The sequence below is a fragment of the Micromonospora xinjiangensis genome, assembly GCF_056150165.1.
On record NZ_JAXCFO010000012.1, the window covers coordinates 48,244 to 65,735 of the forward strand.

Annotated in this window: 13 protein-coding genes and 1 pseudogene; 8 read left to right on the forward strand and 6 right to left on the reverse strand. The window is 72.9% G+C overall.

The features are described 5' to 3' along the window. The first annotated feature begins 389 nt into the window (after positions 1–389). The 4 genes from SM573_RS28720 (at position 390) to SM573_RS28735 (ending at position 5,584) form a co-directional block, all read left to right on the forward strand. Positions 390–3,128 (forward strand): beta-L-arabinofuranosidase domain-containing protein, encoded by a 2,739-nt coding sequence (locus SM573_RS28720; RefSeq protein WP_474614950.1) that lies wholly within the window; start codon positions 390–392, stop codon positions 3,126–3,128. A gap of 781 nt (positions 3,129–3,909) precedes the next feature. After that, positions 3,910–4,557: a hypothetical protein gene (locus SM573_RS28725; RefSeq protein ID WP_474614949.1), complete on the forward strand. Its 648-nt coding sequence runs from the start codon at positions 3,910–3,912 to the stop codon at positions 4,555–4,557. Between the two features lie 153 nt (positions 4,558–4,710). Next, positions 4,711–5,016: a hypothetical protein gene (locus SM573_RS28730; RefSeq protein ID WP_474617475.1), complete on the forward strand. Its 306-nt coding sequence runs from the start codon at positions 4,711–4,713 to the stop codon at positions 5,014–5,016. After that, the gene (locus tag SM573_RS28735) at positions 5,003–5,584 is read left to right on the forward strand and encodes an endonuclease domain-containing protein (RefSeq protein WP_474617476.1); all 582 of its coding nucleotides are present in this window, start codon (positions 5,003–5,005) and stop codon (positions 5,582–5,584) included. The genes SM573_RS28730 and SM573_RS28735 overlap by 14 nt, the downstream gene beginning before the upstream one ends. Before the next feature lie 106 nt (positions 5,585–5,690). Here the strand turns inward: SM573_RS28735 and SM573_RS28740 are convergent, their stop codons facing one another. From SM573_RS28740 to SM573_RS28755, 4 genes are read right to left on the reverse strand one after another with little or no spacing between them, the layout of a single operon-like run. Further along, on the reverse strand, positions 5,691–6,635 hold the full coding sequence (locus tag SM573_RS28740; RefSeq protein ID WP_474614946.1) for an ABC transporter substrate-binding protein: 945 nt from the start codon (positions 6,633–6,635) through the stop codon (positions 5,691–5,693). Next, entirely contained in the window at positions 6,635–7,582 is a 948-nt protein-coding gene (locus SM573_RS28745) for an ABC transporter ATP-binding protein (protein WP_474614945.1), read from the reverse strand. The genes SM573_RS28740 and SM573_RS28745 overlap by 1 nt, the downstream gene beginning before the upstream one ends. 43 nt (positions 7,583–7,625) lie before the next feature. Continuing rightward, positions 7,626–8,720 carry a FecCD family ABC transporter permease gene (locus SM573_RS28750; RefSeq protein WP_474614944.1) on the reverse strand — a complete coding sequence of 365 codons (1,095 nt, stop codon included), beginning with the start codon at positions 8,718–8,720 and terminating at the stop codon, positions 7,626–7,628. Then, entirely contained in the window at positions 8,717–9,763 is a 1,047-nt protein-coding gene (locus tag SM573_RS28755; RefSeq protein WP_474614943.1) for a FecCD family ABC transporter permease, read from the reverse strand. The genes SM573_RS28750 and SM573_RS28755 overlap by 4 nt, the downstream gene beginning before the upstream one ends. Before the next feature lie 150 nt (positions 9,764–9,913). Here SM573_RS28755 and SM573_RS28760 point away from each other — a divergent pair, with 150 nt between their 5' ends. Continuing rightward, a complete protein-coding gene (locus SM573_RS28760; protein WP_474617477.1) occupies positions 9,914–10,273 on the forward strand; it encodes a YciI family protein in 360 nt (119 codons plus the stop codon). Between the two features lie 61 nt (positions 10,274–10,334). On the opposite strand, the gene SM573_RS28765 is transcribed toward SM573_RS28760, so the two are convergent. Then, complete coding sequence (locus SM573_RS28765; RefSeq protein ID WP_474614941.1) at positions 10,335–10,772, reverse strand: cytidine deaminase family protein; 438 nt, start codon at positions 10,770–10,772, stop codon at positions 10,335–10,337. A gap of 126 nt (positions 10,773–10,898) precedes the next feature. Between SM573_RS28765 and hrpA the strand changes: the two genes are divergently transcribed. Together hrpA and SM573_RS28775 are read left to right on the forward strand one after the other, a co-directional pair. After that, the gene (gene hrpA / locus SM573_RS28770) at positions 10,899–14,933 is read left to right on the forward strand and encodes an ATP-dependent RNA helicase HrpA (RefSeq protein WP_474617478.1); all 4,035 of its coding nucleotides are present in this window, start codon (positions 10,899–10,901) and stop codon (positions 14,931–14,933) included. 211 nt (positions 14,934–15,144) lie between these two features. After that, positions 15,145–15,717, forward strand: a pseudogene (locus SM573_RS28775) (DUF998 domain-containing protein); the annotation flags it as partial. Positions 15,718–15,794: 77 nt separating this feature from the next. Here the strand turns inward: SM573_RS28775 and SM573_RS28780 are convergent. Continuing rightward, the gene (locus SM573_RS28780; RefSeq protein WP_474617516.1) at positions 15,795–16,730 is read right to left on the reverse strand and encodes a LysR family transcriptional regulator; all 936 of its coding nucleotides are present in this window, start codon (positions 16,728–16,730) and stop codon (positions 15,795–15,797) included. A 29-nt stretch (positions 16,731–16,759) separates the two neighbouring features. On the opposite strand from SM573_RS28780, the gene SM573_RS28785 reads away from it, so the two are divergent. After that, on the forward strand, positions 16,760–17,491 hold the full coding sequence (locus SM573_RS28785) for a succinate dehydrogenase cytochrome b subunit (RefSeq protein WP_474617479.1): 732 nt from the start codon (positions 16,760–16,762) through the stop codon (positions 17,489–17,491). Position 17,492: the final 1 nt, after the last annotated feature.

Genomic DNA, 17,492 nt, shown 5'->3' on the forward strand with positions numbered 1-17,492 from the left:
ATCCCCGGTCGACGGGGACGGCGGGGACTCGCGGCGGGCGGTGTTCGCCGCACCGGTCGCGCCCGGCGGGCGGGGGTCACCGGAGCCTCGATTGACATGGATGTATCGATGGTGTTTCAATGATCTGACCGGTGAATGTTAGCGCTAACATGACCGTGACAAACTCGCCTCCGCCGTCAGCCACCCGGCTTTGCCAGGCTGTCCCTTCCCGCGCGAGCGTTCGGCGAGAGCACGCGAACAGCTGAATATGTGATCGCTAACATCGACCACCGTCTTCCGCCCGATCGGCCACTCCCGCGCGCCGTCCATCCGGTCGCAGCGGGTGTCGGCCCCCGGGGGCCCCGGCCCGTCGGGACCCTTCATCCGCCCACGACCACCCAGGAGGCATCGTGTCATCCGGATCTCTCAGTCGGCGCCGCCTGCTGCAGGCTGCCGGTATCGCCGCCGCCGCCTCGGCCACCGGCGCGTTCGCCGGGGGCTCGTCCGCCTGGGCCGCCGTCCGGCCGGCCCGCCCGGACATCGGGGTTGCCGCATATCCGTTCGAACTCAGCCAGGTCCGTCTCACTCCGAGTCGTTGGCTGGACAACCAGACCCGCACCCTGAACTACCTGCGCTTCGTGGACGTGGAGCGGCTGCTGTACAACTTCCGTGCCAACCACGGCCTCCCCACCGGCGCGGCCGCTCCGACCGGCGGCTGGGACAGCCCGACGTTCCCCTTCCGTACGCACATGCAGGGGCACTTCCTGACCGCCTGGGCCCAGGCGTGGGCGGTGCTCGGCGACACCACCTGCCGGGACAAGGCCAACCACATGGTGGCCGAACTGGCGAAGTGCCAGGCCAACAACGCCGACGCCGGCTTCAACCCGGGATATCTCTCCGGGTTCCCCGAGTCGGACTTCACCGCGCTGGAGGCGCGGACGCTGCGCAACGGCAACGTGCCCTACTACTGCATCCACAAGACCCTGGCGGGTCTGCTCGACGTCTGGCTCCTCATCGGCAACACCCAGGCCCGCGACGTGCTTCTGTCGCTCGCCGGCTGGGTCGACTGGCGCACCAGCCGGCTCACCACCGCCCAGATGCAGGCCATGCTGGGTACCGAGTTCGGCGGCATGAACGCGGTCCTGGCCGACCTCTACCAGCAGACCGGCGACGAGCGCTGGCTCACCGCCGCCCAGCGTTTCGACCATGCCGCCGTGTTCAACCCGCTCGCCGCCAACCAGGACCAGCTCAACGGGCTGCACGCCAACACCCAGGTACCAAAGTGGATCGGCGCGGCCCGGGAGTTCAAGGCCACCGGCACCACCCGCTACCGCGACATCGCCACCAACGCCTGGAACATCACCGTCACCAGCCACACGTACGCGATCGGCGGCAACAGCCAGGCCGAGCACTTCCGGGCGCCGAACGCCATCGCCGGATACCTGCGACGCGACACCTGCGAGGCGTGCAACACCTACAACATGCTCAAGCTCACGCGGGAACTCTGGCTGCTGGACCCGGACCAGACCGCCTACTTCGACTACTACGAGCGGGCACTGCTCAACCACCTCATCGGCCAGCAGAACCCGGCCGACGAGCACGGCCACATCACGTACTTCACGCCGCTGAACCCGGGCGGCCGCCGTGGCGTGGGGCCCGCGTGGGGTGGGGGCACCTGGAGCACCGACTACGACTCCTTCTGGTGCTGCCAGGGCACGGGCATCGAGACGAACACGAAGCTGATGGACTCCATCTACTTCCACAACGGCAGCACCCTCACGGTGAACCTGTTCCTGCCGTCGATGCTCGTCTGGTCCCAGCGCGGAATCGTGGTGCAACAGAGCACCTCGTTTCCCGCCAGCGACACCACCACCCTCACCGTCCGCGGGAACGTCAGGGACACCTGGACGATGCGCATCCGGATCCCGGCCTGGACGAGCGAGGCCAGCATCCAGGTCAACGGCACCGTGCAGGACGTCGCCACCACGCCCGGGACGTACGCCAGCCTCACCCGGTCCTGGTCGCCGGGGGACGTCGTCACGGTCCGCCTGCCGATGCAGGTCAGGCTGGAGGCCGCTAACGACAACCCCGATGTCGCCGCCATCACGTACGGTCCGGTCGTCCTCTCCGGCAACTACGGCGACGCCACGCTGAGCGGCCTGCCGTCCCTCGACCCCACCTCGATCACGCGCACCAGCTCCAGCGCGCTCGCCTTCACCGCGACCGCGAACGGCACCACCGTCGACCTCGGGCCGTTCTACGACGCGCACGGGCACAACTACACCGTCTACTGGAGCACCGGCCCCGGCGGCGAGAGTCCCGCGAGCTTCCGCCTGGTCAACGCCGGCACCGGTCTCGTCCTCGGTATCCGCGACATGTCGCTGGCCGACGGCGGGCTCGCACTGCAGTGGGGCGACACCGGAACCGCCGACCACGACTGGCAGCTCGTCGTCGACGGCAACGCGCTGCGGCTGCGCAACGTCAACAGCGGCAAGGTCCTCGGCGTGGAGAACATGTCCACCGCCGACAACGCCCGCATCCTGCAGTGGGGCGACACGGGCACCGCCGACCACCGGTGGAGCGTGATCGACGTCGGCGACGGATCCCACAAGGTACGCAACGTCCACACCGGCAAGCTGCTCGCCATCCTGGACGGGTCGACCGCCTGGGGTGCGCAGGCGGTGCAGGACCAGGACAACGGCACCCCGGACAACAGGTGGCGGTTCGTGCCCAACGGGACCCGCCGGATCCAGAACCTGGCCAGCGGGCTCGTGCTCGGCGTACAGGACATGTCGACCGCGGACGGCGGGCTGGTCATCCAGTGGGGTGACACGGGCACGGCCGACCATCTCTGGACCGCCGTCGTCGACATCGGCGGCTACCTGCGGCTGCGCAACGCGAACAGTGGCAAGGTCCTCGGCGTCGAGGGTGACGCCGGCAGCACCGGCGCGCGGGTCGTCCAGTGGACCGACAACGGCGCCGAGGACCACCGCTGGCTCCTTCGCTACGGCGCCAACGGCTACTTCCGGATCCAGTGCGCGGTCGGCGGCCGCGTCCTCGGCGTCACCGGCGCCTCCACCGCCGCCGGAGCGCAGGTCGTGCTCTGGGACGACAACGGCGCCACCGACCATCTCTGGCGCTTCATCTGACGGCGGTGACCGCGCCCGTCGCCGACGGCGTGCTGGTCTGACCCGAATCCGTGAGCAGCTGTTTCGTGTTCGCCGCCGAGGCGGTTGCTATCGAGGTGGGTCGTCGCTCGTCGTGTGTGGGCAGGCCGCGGGCCCGGTGTTCGGGCGCCGGGTCCGCGGTGTCCGCGTGGTGGCTCGGGGCCGGCAGATCGTGTTGGCCGCACGGTTGCCGGAGGGAAGGTGGCCCGGGCCGGCACCGTGCGTGGCGTCGCAGGTGCGGTCTGCCAGCCCTGCCGCCCACGGCGGACGCCAGCCACGGCGCCACACCAGCGGCACGGCGAGCACACCCAGCGCGCCGGGGGAACTGCACCAGCTCGATGACGGCCGGATCGATCCGGAGCAGCGGTCGCGCCATCCCGATCGGGCTCGCGCCGACCATGGTCACCGCGTAGAACAGGCCGATCACGGCGGCCCTCCGGGGAATCCGCCGGGTCGGGGTCACATGGTCGGGCGTGCCGGCAGGGCGTCGCGGGCCGCCGTGGTGGTCACATCGTTCGCGTTCACGCCCCCGACGATGCCGTCCGGGCTCCTCGCCACGGTGCGGCCAGGTGCCGAACCTGGGTGCACCTACCTGCGCCCCTCGTGTTGAAGGAGGGGCCGTCCGCGGCGGTCGCGGGCGAACCAGCGGGCGCCGCGTCGGTGCCGGGTCGGTGCCGGGTCGGGTGCTCGCAGCGCTGGGCGATGTCAGACCAGTCGATTAGAATGTATGTACTAATCGAGTTCCTGACCTGGGAGGATGCTCGTGACCGCGCCCACCTCCGCCGCCCCGCTCACCCCCTACGCGACCCTCCTCGGCTTCACCCGCTACGTCGACCGCACCGGCCCGACGAAGGCCACCTTCGTCGGGGGCCTGCGTAAGCAGCGGGCCAGCCGGCACGGCTTCAACCCGCACGGCCAGTTCGTCAAGGCGCTCAAGGCCGACATCGCCTTCCACACCGGCGGCACCCACCTCGACCAGGTCGCCGACCAGGTCAAGCCCCGCTGGCGCCCCCTCTACCAGGCGCTGGTGCCGGGCGCGACCGCCTGGCTGCGCTCTCTCGGGGAGCCCGCCGCCATCGACCTCGCCCAGACCCGCGACGCCCTCGCCATGCTCGGCGACCTACCCGTCAAGATCAACCCGCACTTCGGCGTACGGCACGCGGACGGGCGCGTCGAGGCGGTCCGCCTGCACTTCGACGAGGCCCCGCCGAGCGAGGAGGCGGTGCTCGCCACGCTGCACCTGATGGCCCGCCACATGGACGCCGTCCTCCCGCACGCCGAGCCGGTCCTGGTCGACGTCCGGCGTGGCCAGGCGCACCGCATGCCCGAGGGAGCCAAGCCCGACCAGATCGAGCGGTGGCTCGCCGGCGAGGCGGCCGCCTTCCGCGCCCTCTGGACCACCGCCGCCTGACCCACCCCCAATCCCAGCGAGATCGTGCTCGATCCTGGAAGTAGTGGCCTCCCGGTTGCCGGGAGGCCACTACTTCCGTTTTCGAGCGCGATCCCGGCGCGGGTTATCCACAGGGGCGCCGCGCCGGGCCGTCGGTGCGCGAGCCTGTACGGCATGCCGAAGCCCCCTCGCCGCCCACCGCAGCTGCGCGGAAGGATCTTTCGCGGTTCCGCGGCCGCCGCTCGCGGGCTGCTCACTCGCAACGACCTGCGCACCTCCGCGTGGCGACCACTCTTCCGGGACGTCTACGCCGACGCCCAGCTCACGATCACCCATCGCACCCGGTGCCGCGCGGTCGGCCGATGGTTGGCCCCACCCGGCACGCCGGTCGCGGGCCGCTCCGCGGCGGCCCTGTACGGGGTGGGTGAGCTCCGGCTCGATCAACCGATCGACCTGCTCGTGCAGGGTGCACCACGGTGAGGTCGACCCGGAGGACGTGGTGGTCCGGGACGGGATCACCCTCACGTCGCCGTCGCGCACCTGCTGGGACATCGCGCGCTGGCTCGAGCTCGTGGAGGCGGTCGTCCTCATCGACGGCCTCGCCGCACGCGGTCTCACGAACCTCTCGGCGCTCCGCGAGTACGCGCTGGCCCGGGCCGGGCGGCGGGGCTGGCGGTCGCTGCCGCGGGCTGTCGACCTGGCCGATCCGGGTGCCGAGTCGCCACAGGAGTCACGGGCCCGCGTCCGGCTGGTACTTGCCGGGCTGCCCCGGCCGCGGACGCAGTACGTCGTCGTCCAGGCGGGGAGCTTCGTCGCCCGGCTGGACCTGGCCCGGCCGGAGTTCAAGGTCGCGGTCGAGTACGACGGGCTCTGGCACGCCGACCCGGAGCGGCTCCACCACGACCGTCGCCGGCTCAACCGTCTACTCGGCGCGGGGTGGACCGTTCTGCATCTGATGGCGCGACGGCTACGGGAGGACTTCGCCGGTCTCGTGGCGGAGGTGCGGGCCGCGTCGTCACCCCACCGCCCTGCCGGCGCCACCCGATAGTCGCGCCACAACACGGAAGTAGTGGCCTCCCCGCTGCGGGGAGGCCACTACTTCTCTGATTCAGCGCGATCTTGCGCGGATGCTCGACGCCTGCCCGGTGGGCGCGTCAGGCGGCCAGGTGCTTCTCCAGGTCGTCGAGGATCTTGTTGGCCGCGCCGACGCCGATGCCGGTCATCCAGACCTCGTCGGAGACCACGTACGCCTTGTTCGCCTTGACCGCCGACAGGTTCTTCCAGAGGTTGCCGGCGGTGACCTGGGCCTGCTCGGCGGCGGCCTTCTCGCCGTACGCGGTCACGAAGATGACGTCACCGTCGACCTCGCTGATCCGCTCGGGGCTGACCAGGTCGAAGCGCTTGTCCTCCTTGTTCGCCAGCAGCTGCCGCTCCGGGCGGCCCAGCCCGGTGTCGCCGAGGACGATGCCGGAGAAGGAGTCGGGGCCGTAGACGCGGATGTTCCCGGGGAGGAACCGGACGATGGAGATCTTCCGCGACGCGGCGTCGCCGAGCTTGGCGCCGAAGTCCTTGGCCCGGGTCTCGTACGTGGCCAGCAGGTCCTTGGCCTCCTGCTCCTTGCCGAGCGCCTTGCCGTCGAGGAGGAAGTTCTCCTTCCAGGTGATGCCGACCTTCTCGGTGAAGACCGTCGGCGCGATGGCGGAGAGCTCGTCGTAGAACTTCTCCTGGCGGAACTTGCTGCCCAGGATCAGGTCCGGCTTGAGCGCGGTGATCGCTTCGAGGTCGGGCTCGCTGATCACCCCGACCTCCTTGATGCCGGCGAGCTTGTCCTCGCCGAAGTAGGTCGGCCAGCTCCGGGCCTCGCCCGCGGTCACGGCACCGACCGGGGTGACGCCGAGGGAGAGCGCGGTGTCGATCTTGTCGGTGTCGAGCACGACGACGCGCTGCGGGTGCGCGGGCACCTTCGTGGTGCCCATCGAGTGGGTGATCTCCCGGGTCTCCCCGCCGGTGGTACCGGCGACCGGGTCGCTCTCACCGCACGCGGTGAGTCCGACGCCGAGGGCGACGGCCGCGGCGAGGGCGGCGACGAGACGACGCATCAGTTTCCTTCCAAGGGTGAGGAGCCGGCGAGAGCGTTCGCGCCGGCGGCTGAGGTGGAACCGGAGGATCCGGTGGTCGAGGTGGCGCCGGAGGAACCGGCACCGGACGAAGCGGCGGCCGGGGCGGGAGCGTCCGGGTCGGTGGCCCGGAGGGCCGCGGCGGTCAGCGTCGGGCTGGTGAGCGCGGGCACGACGAGCGGCGCGCCGGTCACCGGGCAGGGCACGACGACGCAGTCGAGCCCGAAGACCTCGCGCACCAGGTCGGCGGTGAGGATCTCGCGCGGCGGTCCGGCGGCGACCACGGCGCCGGAGCGCATGGCGACCAGGTGGTCGGCGTACCGGGCGGCCTGGTTGAGGTCGTGCAGCACGGCCACCACGGTCCGGCCGCGCTCGACGCGCAGCCGGTGCAGCAGGTCCAGCACCTCGACCTGGTGGGCCAGGTCGAGGAAGGTGGTCGGCTCGTCCAGCAGCAGCGCCTCGGTGTCCTGGGCGAGGGTCATCGCGATCCACACCCGCTGCCGCTGGCCGCCGGAGAGGGTGTCCACGGGCCGGTCGGCGAGGCCGGCGACGTCGGCGAGCGTCATCGCCCGGTCGACGGCGCCGCTGTCCTCCTCCGACCACTGCCGCCACCACCGCTGGTACGGCTGCCGGCCCCGGCCGACCAGGTCGGCGACGGTGACGCCCTCGGGCACCAGCGGGCTCTGCGGCAGCACGGCGAGCCGCCGGGCCACCTCGCGGGTGGGCAGGTCCCGGATGGCCTTGCCGTCGAGCAGCACGCTGCCGCGGCGCGGCGCGAGCAGACGGGCCAGGGTCCGCAGCAGCGTCGACTTGCCGCAGGCGTTCGGCCCGACGATCACGGTGAACGCGTCGGCGGGCAGGTCCAGGTCCAGCCCGTCCAGCACGGTCCGCTCGTCGTAGCCGGCGACCAGGTCGCGGGTGGAGAGCATCACGCCTCCCGAGGGGTGGTCAACGAAGGGTGGGAGCGCCCGGTCACGACGACCTCCGGCGGCCTCGCAGCAGCAGGTACATCAGGTACGGACCACCGATGGCGGCGGTCAGGACACCGGCCGGCAGCTGGGTGGGCGCCAGCAGGCGCCGCCCCGCGAGGTCGGCCAGGACGAGCAGCAGCGCACCGACCAGCGCGGCGCAGAACAGCGGCGGGCGCTCGGCGCGTACGAGCCGCCGGGCCACCTGCGGCGCCACCAGGGCCACGAAGTCCACGGCGCCGACCTGGGCGGTGACCATCGCGGCGACGAGCACACCGGTGCCGGCGAACCCGACGCGGCGGGCCACCGGCCGCAGCCCGATGCCGCGTGCGGTGTCGTCGTCCAGCGCGCTGCTGTTCAGCGCCCACCCGGCCCAGGCGAGCACGGGCAGGAGCACGAGCAGGGTGCCGGCGATCCAGGTGGCCTCGCCCCAGCCCTTGCCGGCGAGCGTGCCGATGAGCCAGATCTGGGCGCGCATCCCGTCGATCGGGTCGGCGGTGAGCATCACGATCTCGGTGAGCGCCCGCAGGGCGAACGCCACGGCCACCCCGGCCAGGACGAACCGCTGCGCGGCCAGCCCGTGCCGGGCGCCGAGGGCGAGCACCAGCGCGGCCGCGACCAGCCCGCCCGCCAGCGCCGCCGGCGCGACGAGCACGGCGGCGGCCCCGGTGGTCAGCGCCACCGTGGCGGCGAGGCCGGCGCCCTGGGTGATGCCGATGACGTCGGGGCTCGCCAGCGGGTTACGCGCCACGCTCTGCACCAGCGTGCCGGCCACGCCGAACGCCGCGCCGGCCACCGCGGCGAGCACGATCCGGGGCAGTCGCAGCTCGAAGACGACCAGGTCGTACGGGGTTCCGGCGCCCGACAGCGCGCGCAGCACGTCGGCCGGCGCGACGTACGGGGTGCCGAGCGAGAGGCTGAGCACGAAGGCGGCGGCCAGCAGCACGATCAGCACGGCCGCGACCAGCACCGAGCGGCGGCGGATCTGCACGCTGAGCGGGCCGATCCGCAGCAGCGAACGGCCGGGCAGGCGGGTGGTGTCGGGCGCGGCGGACGCCGGGGAGTCCAGGCCGGTCTTCTCACGGGCGGCGGCGGTCACGCGGTCACCACCTTCGCGCGGCGGACGAGGACGGCGAGCAGCGGCGCGCCGATCAGCGCGGTGATGATGCCGGCCGGCACCTCACCGGGCGGGTCGATCAACCGGCCGACGACGTCGGCGCCGAGCAGCAGCGCCGGCCCGAGCAGCGCGGAGACCGCGAGCGTCCACCGGTGGTCGGCGCCGACCAGGGCCCGGGCGAGGTGCGGCACGGCCAGACCGACGAACGCGATCGGTCCGGCGGCGGCGACGGCCGCGCCGGTGAGCAGCACCGCGGCGACCCCGCCGCCGAGGCGGACGAGGCCGATCCGGTGACCGAGGCCGCGCGCCACGTCGTCGCCGAGGGCGAGCGCGTCCAGGCCACGGGCGACGAGGGCGGCCAGGACCAGCCCGGCGAGTACGAACGGCAGCACCTGCACGGCCACCGACAGGTCCCGACCGGTGAGCCCGCCGACCACCCAGAACCGGTACTCCTCGAAGGTGCGGGCGTCGATGCTGAGCAGCGCGTACACCACGGAGCCGAGACTGGCGTCGAGCGCGGCGCCGACCAGCGCGAGGGTGACCGGGCTGGCGCCCTCCCGGGCGCGGGCGGCCACGGCAAAGACCAGCAGCCCCGCGACGAGGGCCCCGCCGATGCCGAACCAGACGTACCCGGCGAGGGTGCTCACGCCGAAGACGGAGATGGACAGCACGACGCCGAACGAGGCCCCGGCGCTGATGCCGAGGATCCGCGGCTCCGCGAGCGGGTTGCGGGTGAGGGCCTGGAGGAGGACGCCGGCCACCGCGAGCGCCACGCCCACGGCGAGGCCGAGGGCGGTACGCGGCAGCCGCAGCTCGCGGACGATGGTGCTCGCCTCGCCGCCGTCCGGCGCCACGAGGGCGTGCCAGACCTGGTCGACGGGGAGCTGCCGGCTGCCGAGGGCGAAGCTGGCCAGCACGGCGAGCAGCAGCACCAGCGCGGCCGCGAGGGTGACGGCGAGCCGGCGGCCACTGCGGGCGCCGCTGCGGCGGCCGGCGGCGACCGGCCGGCTGACGAGGGTGGTCACGAAACTCCTGCGGATTCGCGCTTAGGTTCGCCTTACCTTATCCGACCCGGCCGGCGAATCGGATCGGGCGGTCATCCATCGAACCTCGTTGACCTGGGCGGACACCGTGGAGCAGCGGCGCGCGACGGCCCGCGCACCTAGGGTGAGGGCATGGACTTCGACCAGCACACGGTCGTCCTCCTGGCCCGCCCGGCGGACGCCCCGGCCCTGCCGCCGGACGCCGTCGACCGGTTGGAGGACGCGCACCTGGCCCACCAGGCGGGGCTGGTGGAGCAGGACCTGGTCCTCGCCGCCGGCCCGTTCCTGGACGCGGACGACGACCGGCTCCGCGGCTTCGTCGTGCTCTCCGTCCACCCGGACATGGCACGCGAGCTGTTCCACAACGACCCGGCGGTGCGCGCCGGGCTGTTGGAGGTCCGGGTGATGAGCTGGCTGGTGCCGCAGGGGAACATCCGGTTCGAAAGGGTGGCGGTGCCACGCTCGATGCTGGCGGCGGCCGCCGGGGACTGAGCCACGGCGTCAGTCGCGGGGACTGAGCGGCGGCGTCAGTCGCGGGGACTGAGCGGCGGCGTCAGTCGCCGGGGCGCGGTGCCGGCACCGCGTCCGCGCCGTCGAGCTGGTGGTCGGCCCAGACGTACGTCTCGGGGAGCAGGTCACCGATCGGCACCACGCGGAGCGCCTCCATCGGGCCGACGATCACCCGGATCGACGGGAAGTAGTCCCGCAGCACCTGGCGGCAGCGCCCGCAGGGCGCGATGACGCCGCGTCCCCGGTCCCCCACCGCGACGATGGTCTCCAGCTCGGTCACGCCCTGGGTGGCGGCGGCGCCGATGGCGACCACCTCGGCGCAGGGCCCGCCGGTGAAGTGGTAGACGTTCACGCCGGTGAAGACCCGACCGTCGGCGCTGCGGGCCGCGGCGGCCACGGTGTGGTTCTCGCTGCGGCAGCGCAGCTTGGCGACGGCCGTGGCGGCCTGCACCAGTGCCCGGTCCGTGTCCCGCGTGTCCATCCCGCTCCCCCGTGCTCGTCCGGCCGCCACTCTAGCCGGGTGCCGGATCGGCAGCCGGGTGCCGGATCGGCCCGGGCCGTAAACCAGGAGGCGGCTGCGGGGCCGCGGACTAATCTTGGCCACGACATGCAGAATCCAGCCGCACCCGCCGCGCCCGACACCGTCCGCGAGCTGCACCGCCGCCTCTCCCCCCTGATGTTCCGCGACCAGCGCCGGCTCCAGCGCCGGCTGGACGGCGTCCGGAAGCTGCGCGACCCGCACCGCCGGGCCGCGGCGTTGACCGAGATCACCGCCGAGGTGGAACGCGCCGAGCAGCGGCTGGCCGAGCGGCGGGCCGCGGTGCCGGCGATCACCTATCCCGTCGGCCTGCCGGTGAGCGAGCGCAAGGACGACCTGGCCGCCGCGATCCGCGACCACCAGGTCGTCATCGTGGCCGGCGAGACCGGCTCCGGTAAGACCACCCAGCTACCCAAGATCTGCCTGGAGCTGGGGCGGGGGATCAACGGGCTGATCGGGCACACCCAGCCCCGCCGGCTCGCCGCGCGGACGGTGGCCGACCGGATCGCCGAGGAGCTCGGCACCGAACTGGGCGACGTGGTCGGCTACAAGGTCCGCTTCACCGACCAGGTGAGCGACCGCAGCCTCGTGAAGCTGATGACCGACGGCATCCTGCTCGCCGAGTTGCAGACCGACCGGATGCTGCGGCAGTACGACACGCTGATCATCGACGAGGCGCACGAGCGCAGCCTCAACATCGACTTCATCCTCGGCTACGTGAAGCAGCTGCTTCCCCGCCGTCCCGACCTCAAGGTGGTCATCACCTCGGCGACCATCGAGACGGACCGCTTCGCCCGGCACTTCGCCGACGCCGAGGGCAACCCGGCGCCGGTTATCGAGGTCTCCGGCCGGACATACCCGGTGGAGGTGCGCTACCGGCCGCTCGTGGAGATCACCGGGTCGGACGAGGAGGACGGCGACGAGGAGAACGTCCGCGACCAGATCCAGGCCATCGGCGACGCCGTCGAGGAGCTGGCCGCCGAGGGCCCCGGGGACATCCTCGTCTTCCTCAGCGGCGAGCGGGAGATCCGCGACACCGCCGACGCGCTGGGCCGGCTGGTCGAGAAGAAGCCGGCGCTGCGCGGCACCGAGATCCTCCCGCTCTACGCCCGGCTCTCCGCCGCCGAGCAGCACCGGGTCTTCGCCCCCCACGGCGGTCGGCGGGTGGTGCTCGCGACCAACGTGGCGGAGACGTCCCTGACCGTCCCCGGCATCAAGTACGTGGTCGACCCGGGCACAGCCCGCATCTCGCGGTACAGCAGCCGGCTCAAGGTGCAGCGGCTGCCCATCGAGCCGATCTCCCAGGCGTCGGCGAACCAGCGCAAGGGGCGCTGCGGCCGTACGTCGGACGGCATCTGCATCCGCCTCTACGACGAGCAGGACTTCCTCGCGCGCCCCGAGTTCACCGACCCGGAGATCCTGCGCACCAACCTCGCCTCGGTCATCCTCCAGATGACCGCGATCGGGCTCGGCGACATCGCGGCCTTCCCGTTCATCGATCCGCCGGACCGCCGAAACATCACCGACGGCGTCAACCTGCTGCACGAGCTGGGCGCGCTGGACCCGGCCGAGACCGACCCGGCGAAGCGGCTCACCGCGCTCGGGCGGCGGTTGGCGCAGCTGCCGGTCGACCCGCGGCTGGCCCGGATGGTCGTCGAGGGCGAGCGCAACGGCTGCGCCACCGAGGTCATGGTCATCGCGGCGGCGCTGTCGATCCAGGACCCGCGGGAACGGCCGGCGGACAAACAGGCCCAGGCCGACCAGGCACACGCCCGGTTCACCGACCGGGAGTCGGACTTCGTCGCCCTGCTGAACCTCTGGCGCTACCTGCGGGAGCAGCAGCGGGCCCTCTCCTCCAGCGCCTTCCGCCGGATGTGCAAGGCCGAGTACCTCAACTACCTGCGGGTACGCGAGTGGCAGGACATCGTGAGCCAGCTGCGCCAGGTGCTGCGTACCCCCGAGCAGGGCGGCGGGCGCGGCGGGCGCCCGAGCAGGGAGGCCGGCGCGGACGACGGCGGCCGGCGCGGCGGCGCGGATCTGCCGGAGGAGATCGACACGCCACGCGTGCACCAGTCCCTGCTCGCCGGGCTGCTCTCGCACGTCGGCCTCAAGGACGCGCAGAAGAACGAGTACCTGGGCGCGCGGGGGGCGAAGTTCGCGCTCTTCCCCGGCTCGGCGCTGTTCCGCAAGCCGCCGCGCTGGGTGATGGCCGCGGAGCTGGTGGAGACCTCGCGCCTGTGGGGGCGCATCGCCGGCCGGGTCGAGCCGGAGTGGGTGGAGCCCCTCGCCCAGCACCTCGTGAAACGCAGCTACAGCGAGCCGCACTGGGAGAAGAAGCAGGCGGCCGTGATGGCCTACGAGAAGGTCACCCTCTACGGCATCCCGCTGGTCACCTCCCGGAAGGTCAACTTCGGCCGGATCGACCCGGCGCTGTCGCGGGAGCTGTTCATCCGGCACGCGCTCGTCGAGGGCGACTGGCAGACCCACCACCAGTTCTGGCGGGACAACCAGCGGCTGCTGGCCGAGATCGAGGAGCTGGAGAACCGGGCCCGGCGCCGGGACATCCTGGTCGACGACCAGACGATCTTCGACTTCTACGACGCGCGGATCCCCGCCGACGTGGTGTCCGGGCGGCACTTCGACGCCTGGTGGAAGAAGACCCGGCGGGAGCGGCCGGACCTGCTCACGTTCACCCGCGAACTGCTGGTCAACGCCGGCCGGGGCGGCGTCGACGAGGCCGACTACCCGGACGAGTGGCGCGCCGACGGGGTGGCGCTACCGCTGACCTACCGCTTCGAGCCGGGCACCGAGACCGACGGCGTCACGGTGGACATCCCGCTGCCGCTGCTCAACCAGGTGCCGGCGGAGAGCTTCGACTGGCAGGTGCCGGGGCTGCGCGAGGAACTGGTCGTCGCGCTGATCCGCTCGCTGCCCAAGGCGCTGCGCCGCAACTTCGTCCCGGTTCCGGACTACGCGCGGGCGGCGCTCGCCGCGATGCCCGCCGGCGAGGAGCCGCTGCTGGACGCCCTGACCCGGCAGCTGCGCCGGATGACCGGGGTCACCGTGCCGCGGGACGCCTGGGACCCGGGCAAGCTGCCGCCGCACCTGCGGGTCACCTTCCGGGTGCTCGGCGAGGACGACCAACCGGTCGCCGAGGGCAAGGACCTGACCGCCCTGCAACGCGAGCTGAAGACCGAGGTGCGCCAGGTGGTGGCGGCCGCCGCGCCGGACGTGGCCCGCACCGGGCTGCGCGACTGGAGCATCGGCACCCTGCCCCGCACCATCGAGCAGGTCCGGGCCGGGTACGCGGTGACCGCGTACCCGGCGCTGGTCGACGAGGGCGCCACGGTCGGCGTACGGGTCTTCGACTCGGCGGCCGAGGCGGAGGCGTCGCACTGGGCGGGCACCCGCCGGCTGCTGCGTCTCACCGTGCCGTCACCGGCGAAGTTCCTCCAGGGGCGGCTGTCCAACGAGGCGAAGCTGGCGCTCTCCCGCAACCCGCACGGCGGGGTGCAGGCGCTCATCGAGGACGCCGCGGGCGCGGCCATCGACAAGCTGATCGCCGACGCCGGCGGCCCGGCCTGGGACGCCGACGGCTTCGCCGCGCTGCGTGACCGGGTCCGGGCCGACCTGGTGGACACGGTGGTCGAGGTGATGGAGCGGGCGCGCCGGGTGCTCGCCGCCGCGTACGCGGTGGAGCAGCGGCTCGGGCGGACGCAGAACCTGGCCGTGGTGGCCGCGCTGGCCGACATCCGGGCACAGCTCACCGGGCTGGTGCACGCCGGGTTCCTCACCGAGGCCGGGTACGCCCGCCTGCCCGACCTGCTGCGCTACCTGACCGCGATCGAGCGGAGGCTGGACCGGCTGCCGGGCAACCCGCAGCGGGACAAGCAGCAGCAGGACCGGATCGCGGTGGTGCAGAAGGAGTACCAGGAGATGCTGGCCGCGCTGCCGCCCGCACGGCGGCAGTCCGCCGCGGCCCGGCAGATCCGCTGGATGATCGAGGAGCTGCGGGTGAACGTGTTCGCCCAGGCGCTCGGCACCCCGTACCCGGTGTCGGAGCAGCGCATCTACCGGGCGATGGACGAGGCCGAGGGGCGCTGACCCGACCACGCCGCGCACGGCCGGGCGGACCGGGGCGCGGTGGAACCGGATCGGGTGGTGTGGCGCGGAGCGGACCGGGAAGACCGGTCGCCCTCGCGTGCCACCGGGTGCGCCACCGGGGTGAGGAGAGCGTCCCGTGCCCACTGCCCGTGCCACCACCGGATCAACCCCGGCCGCCGGGAGCGCCTCCCGCCGCGGGCCGCACCCCGCGGTGCGCGCCGCCCGCGTCGCCGGCCTCGTCGTCACCGGGCTGGCGTTGCTCCTGTTCGGCGTCCTGCACCTGCCGGGGCAGCCGGTCCATCCGGTGCGGGACACGGTCAGCGACTACGCCCTGTCGCGCCACGGGTGGCTGTTCGACACGGCCGTCCTCGCGCTGGCCGTCGGCTCGGCGCTGCTGCTCGCCCCGGCCGTCCGACGCTTCGGCGGGCCCGCCGCCGGGTGGGGGCGGCTGCTGGCGGCCGTGGGGCCGGTGGGACTGGCCGGCTGGTGCCTGGGCCTCGTGGTGCTGGTGGTCTTCCCCCGCGACCCGGTCGGTGTGCCGGTGACGGTCACCGGTGAGATCCACCGCTGGGCCGCGGTGGTCGCCCTCTCCGGCCTGCCGGTGGGCGCGCTGCTCACGGCCGTACGGCATCCGGGGCGGCTCGGTCGCGCCGTGGTCGTGGGCGCGGCGGCCTGTGTGGTCGCCATGGTCCCCTTCGTGGCCGCCTACCTGGTGGGCTCGCCCCTGCGCCCGTTCGTCGGTCTGCTCGAACGCCTCGTCTGCCTCGGTGAGGTCTGCCTGCTGCTGCTCGTCGCCCACCTGCCGCGCGGCCGGCTGGTCGGCCCGGTGCCGGCCGCGCCCGCCCCGGCGGTCAGCGATGGCTACAGCGGCTCCACGCCGGGCGGAAGCTCTCCGTCGCCGGTCGCGCCGCGGACGTACTCCAGCAGGATGCGGCGCAATTCCCGGCCGGCGTGGGTGGGCACCACGTCGCGGCGCCGGGCCACCGCGATCGTGCGGGTGACGCCGGGCGGGGCGAGCCGGGTGACGCGGACGCCCGGACGGCGGGCGACCACGATGCCGGGCACCAGCGCGACGCCGAGCCCGGCCTCGACGAAGCTGAGCACCGCGTCCATCTCCCCGCCGTCGACGGCGAAGGTCGGTTCGAAGCCGGCGGCCCGGCAGGCCTGAATGGTGGCGTCGCGCAGGTCGTAGCCCTCCCGGAACATCACCATCGGCCGGTCGCGCAGGTCGGTGATGCGCAGCTCACCGGTCGACGTGGTGGCCGGCAGCTCCTGCACCGACGCGACCACGAGGCTCTCCCGCAGGATCGGGTCGGCGCGCAGGCCCGGGTCCGCGCCCTGGGCCGGCATGATGATGAGCGCCAGGTCCAGGTCGCCGCGGAGCAGGTCGCGGACCAGGTCCTGGGAGCCGCCCTCCTCGACGCGCAGGTCGACGGCCGGGTACGCGTCGCGGAACCGGCGCAGCACCGGCGGCGCGAGCGAGGTGGCCAGGCTCGGGGTGGCGCCGAGTCGCACTCGCCCGCGCCGCAGGCCCACCAGCTCCTGGACCTCGCGGGTGGCGGTGTCGACGTCGGCGAGGATGCGCTTGGCCAACGGCAGGAGGACCTCGCCGGCCGCGGTGAGGGCGATGTTGCCCCTTACCCGTTCGAACAGCGGCGCCCCGAGGTCGGTCTCCAGAGCGTGAATTTGCTTACTGAGTGAGGGCTGGGTTATGCCGACGATGTCGGCGGCTTGGGTGAAATGTCTTACTTCGGCCACCGCAACGAAGTACCTCAGCTGGTGCAGCTGCATCTCTATAGCTTATGGCTATCAAGGCTACGAGGTCGATGCATTGGACGACTGATCAAACTCCTCCTAGCGTCGGCCCTGTGGTAGTCACGAGAACTCGCTCGCCCATCCGCTCCAACGTCGGCCTGAAAGCCGTCATGGCGGTGACGGGCATCGTCCTGGTGCTGTTCCTGATCCTGCACATGCTCGGCAACCTGAAGGTCTTCACGGGGGAGACGTCGTTCGACCACTACGCGCACTGGCTGCGGGACATCGGCAAGCCGCTGCTCCCGGGTGTCTGGTACCTCTGGATCCAGCGGGGCGTGCTGACCCTCGCCCTGATCGGGCACATCGCCGCCGCCACCGCGCTGGCGCGGCGCGCCCGCGCCGCCCGCCCCGTCCGGTACGCCCACCGCGCGAAGGTCCAGGGCAGCTACGCGGCCCGCACGATGCGCTGGGGCGGGGTCATCATCCTGCTCTTCGTGATCTACCACCTGCTGGACCTGACGACCGGCCACCTGAACCCGGTCGGCGACCCGGCCACGCCGTACGCCAACGTCGTGGCCGACTTCGCGCCGGAACGCTGGTACGTCACGCTCTTCTACACGCTGGCGATCGTCGCGCTGGGCTTCCACCTGCGGCACGGAGCGTTCAGCGCGTTCCGCAGCCTGGGGCAGCAGACCCCGAAGGGTGAGCGCCGGGCGCGGACCGCCGCCCTGGTCTTCGCCGTCGTGCTCTGCGCCGGCTTCCTGGTGGTTCCGTTCGCCGTACTCACCGGATTGGTGTCCTGAC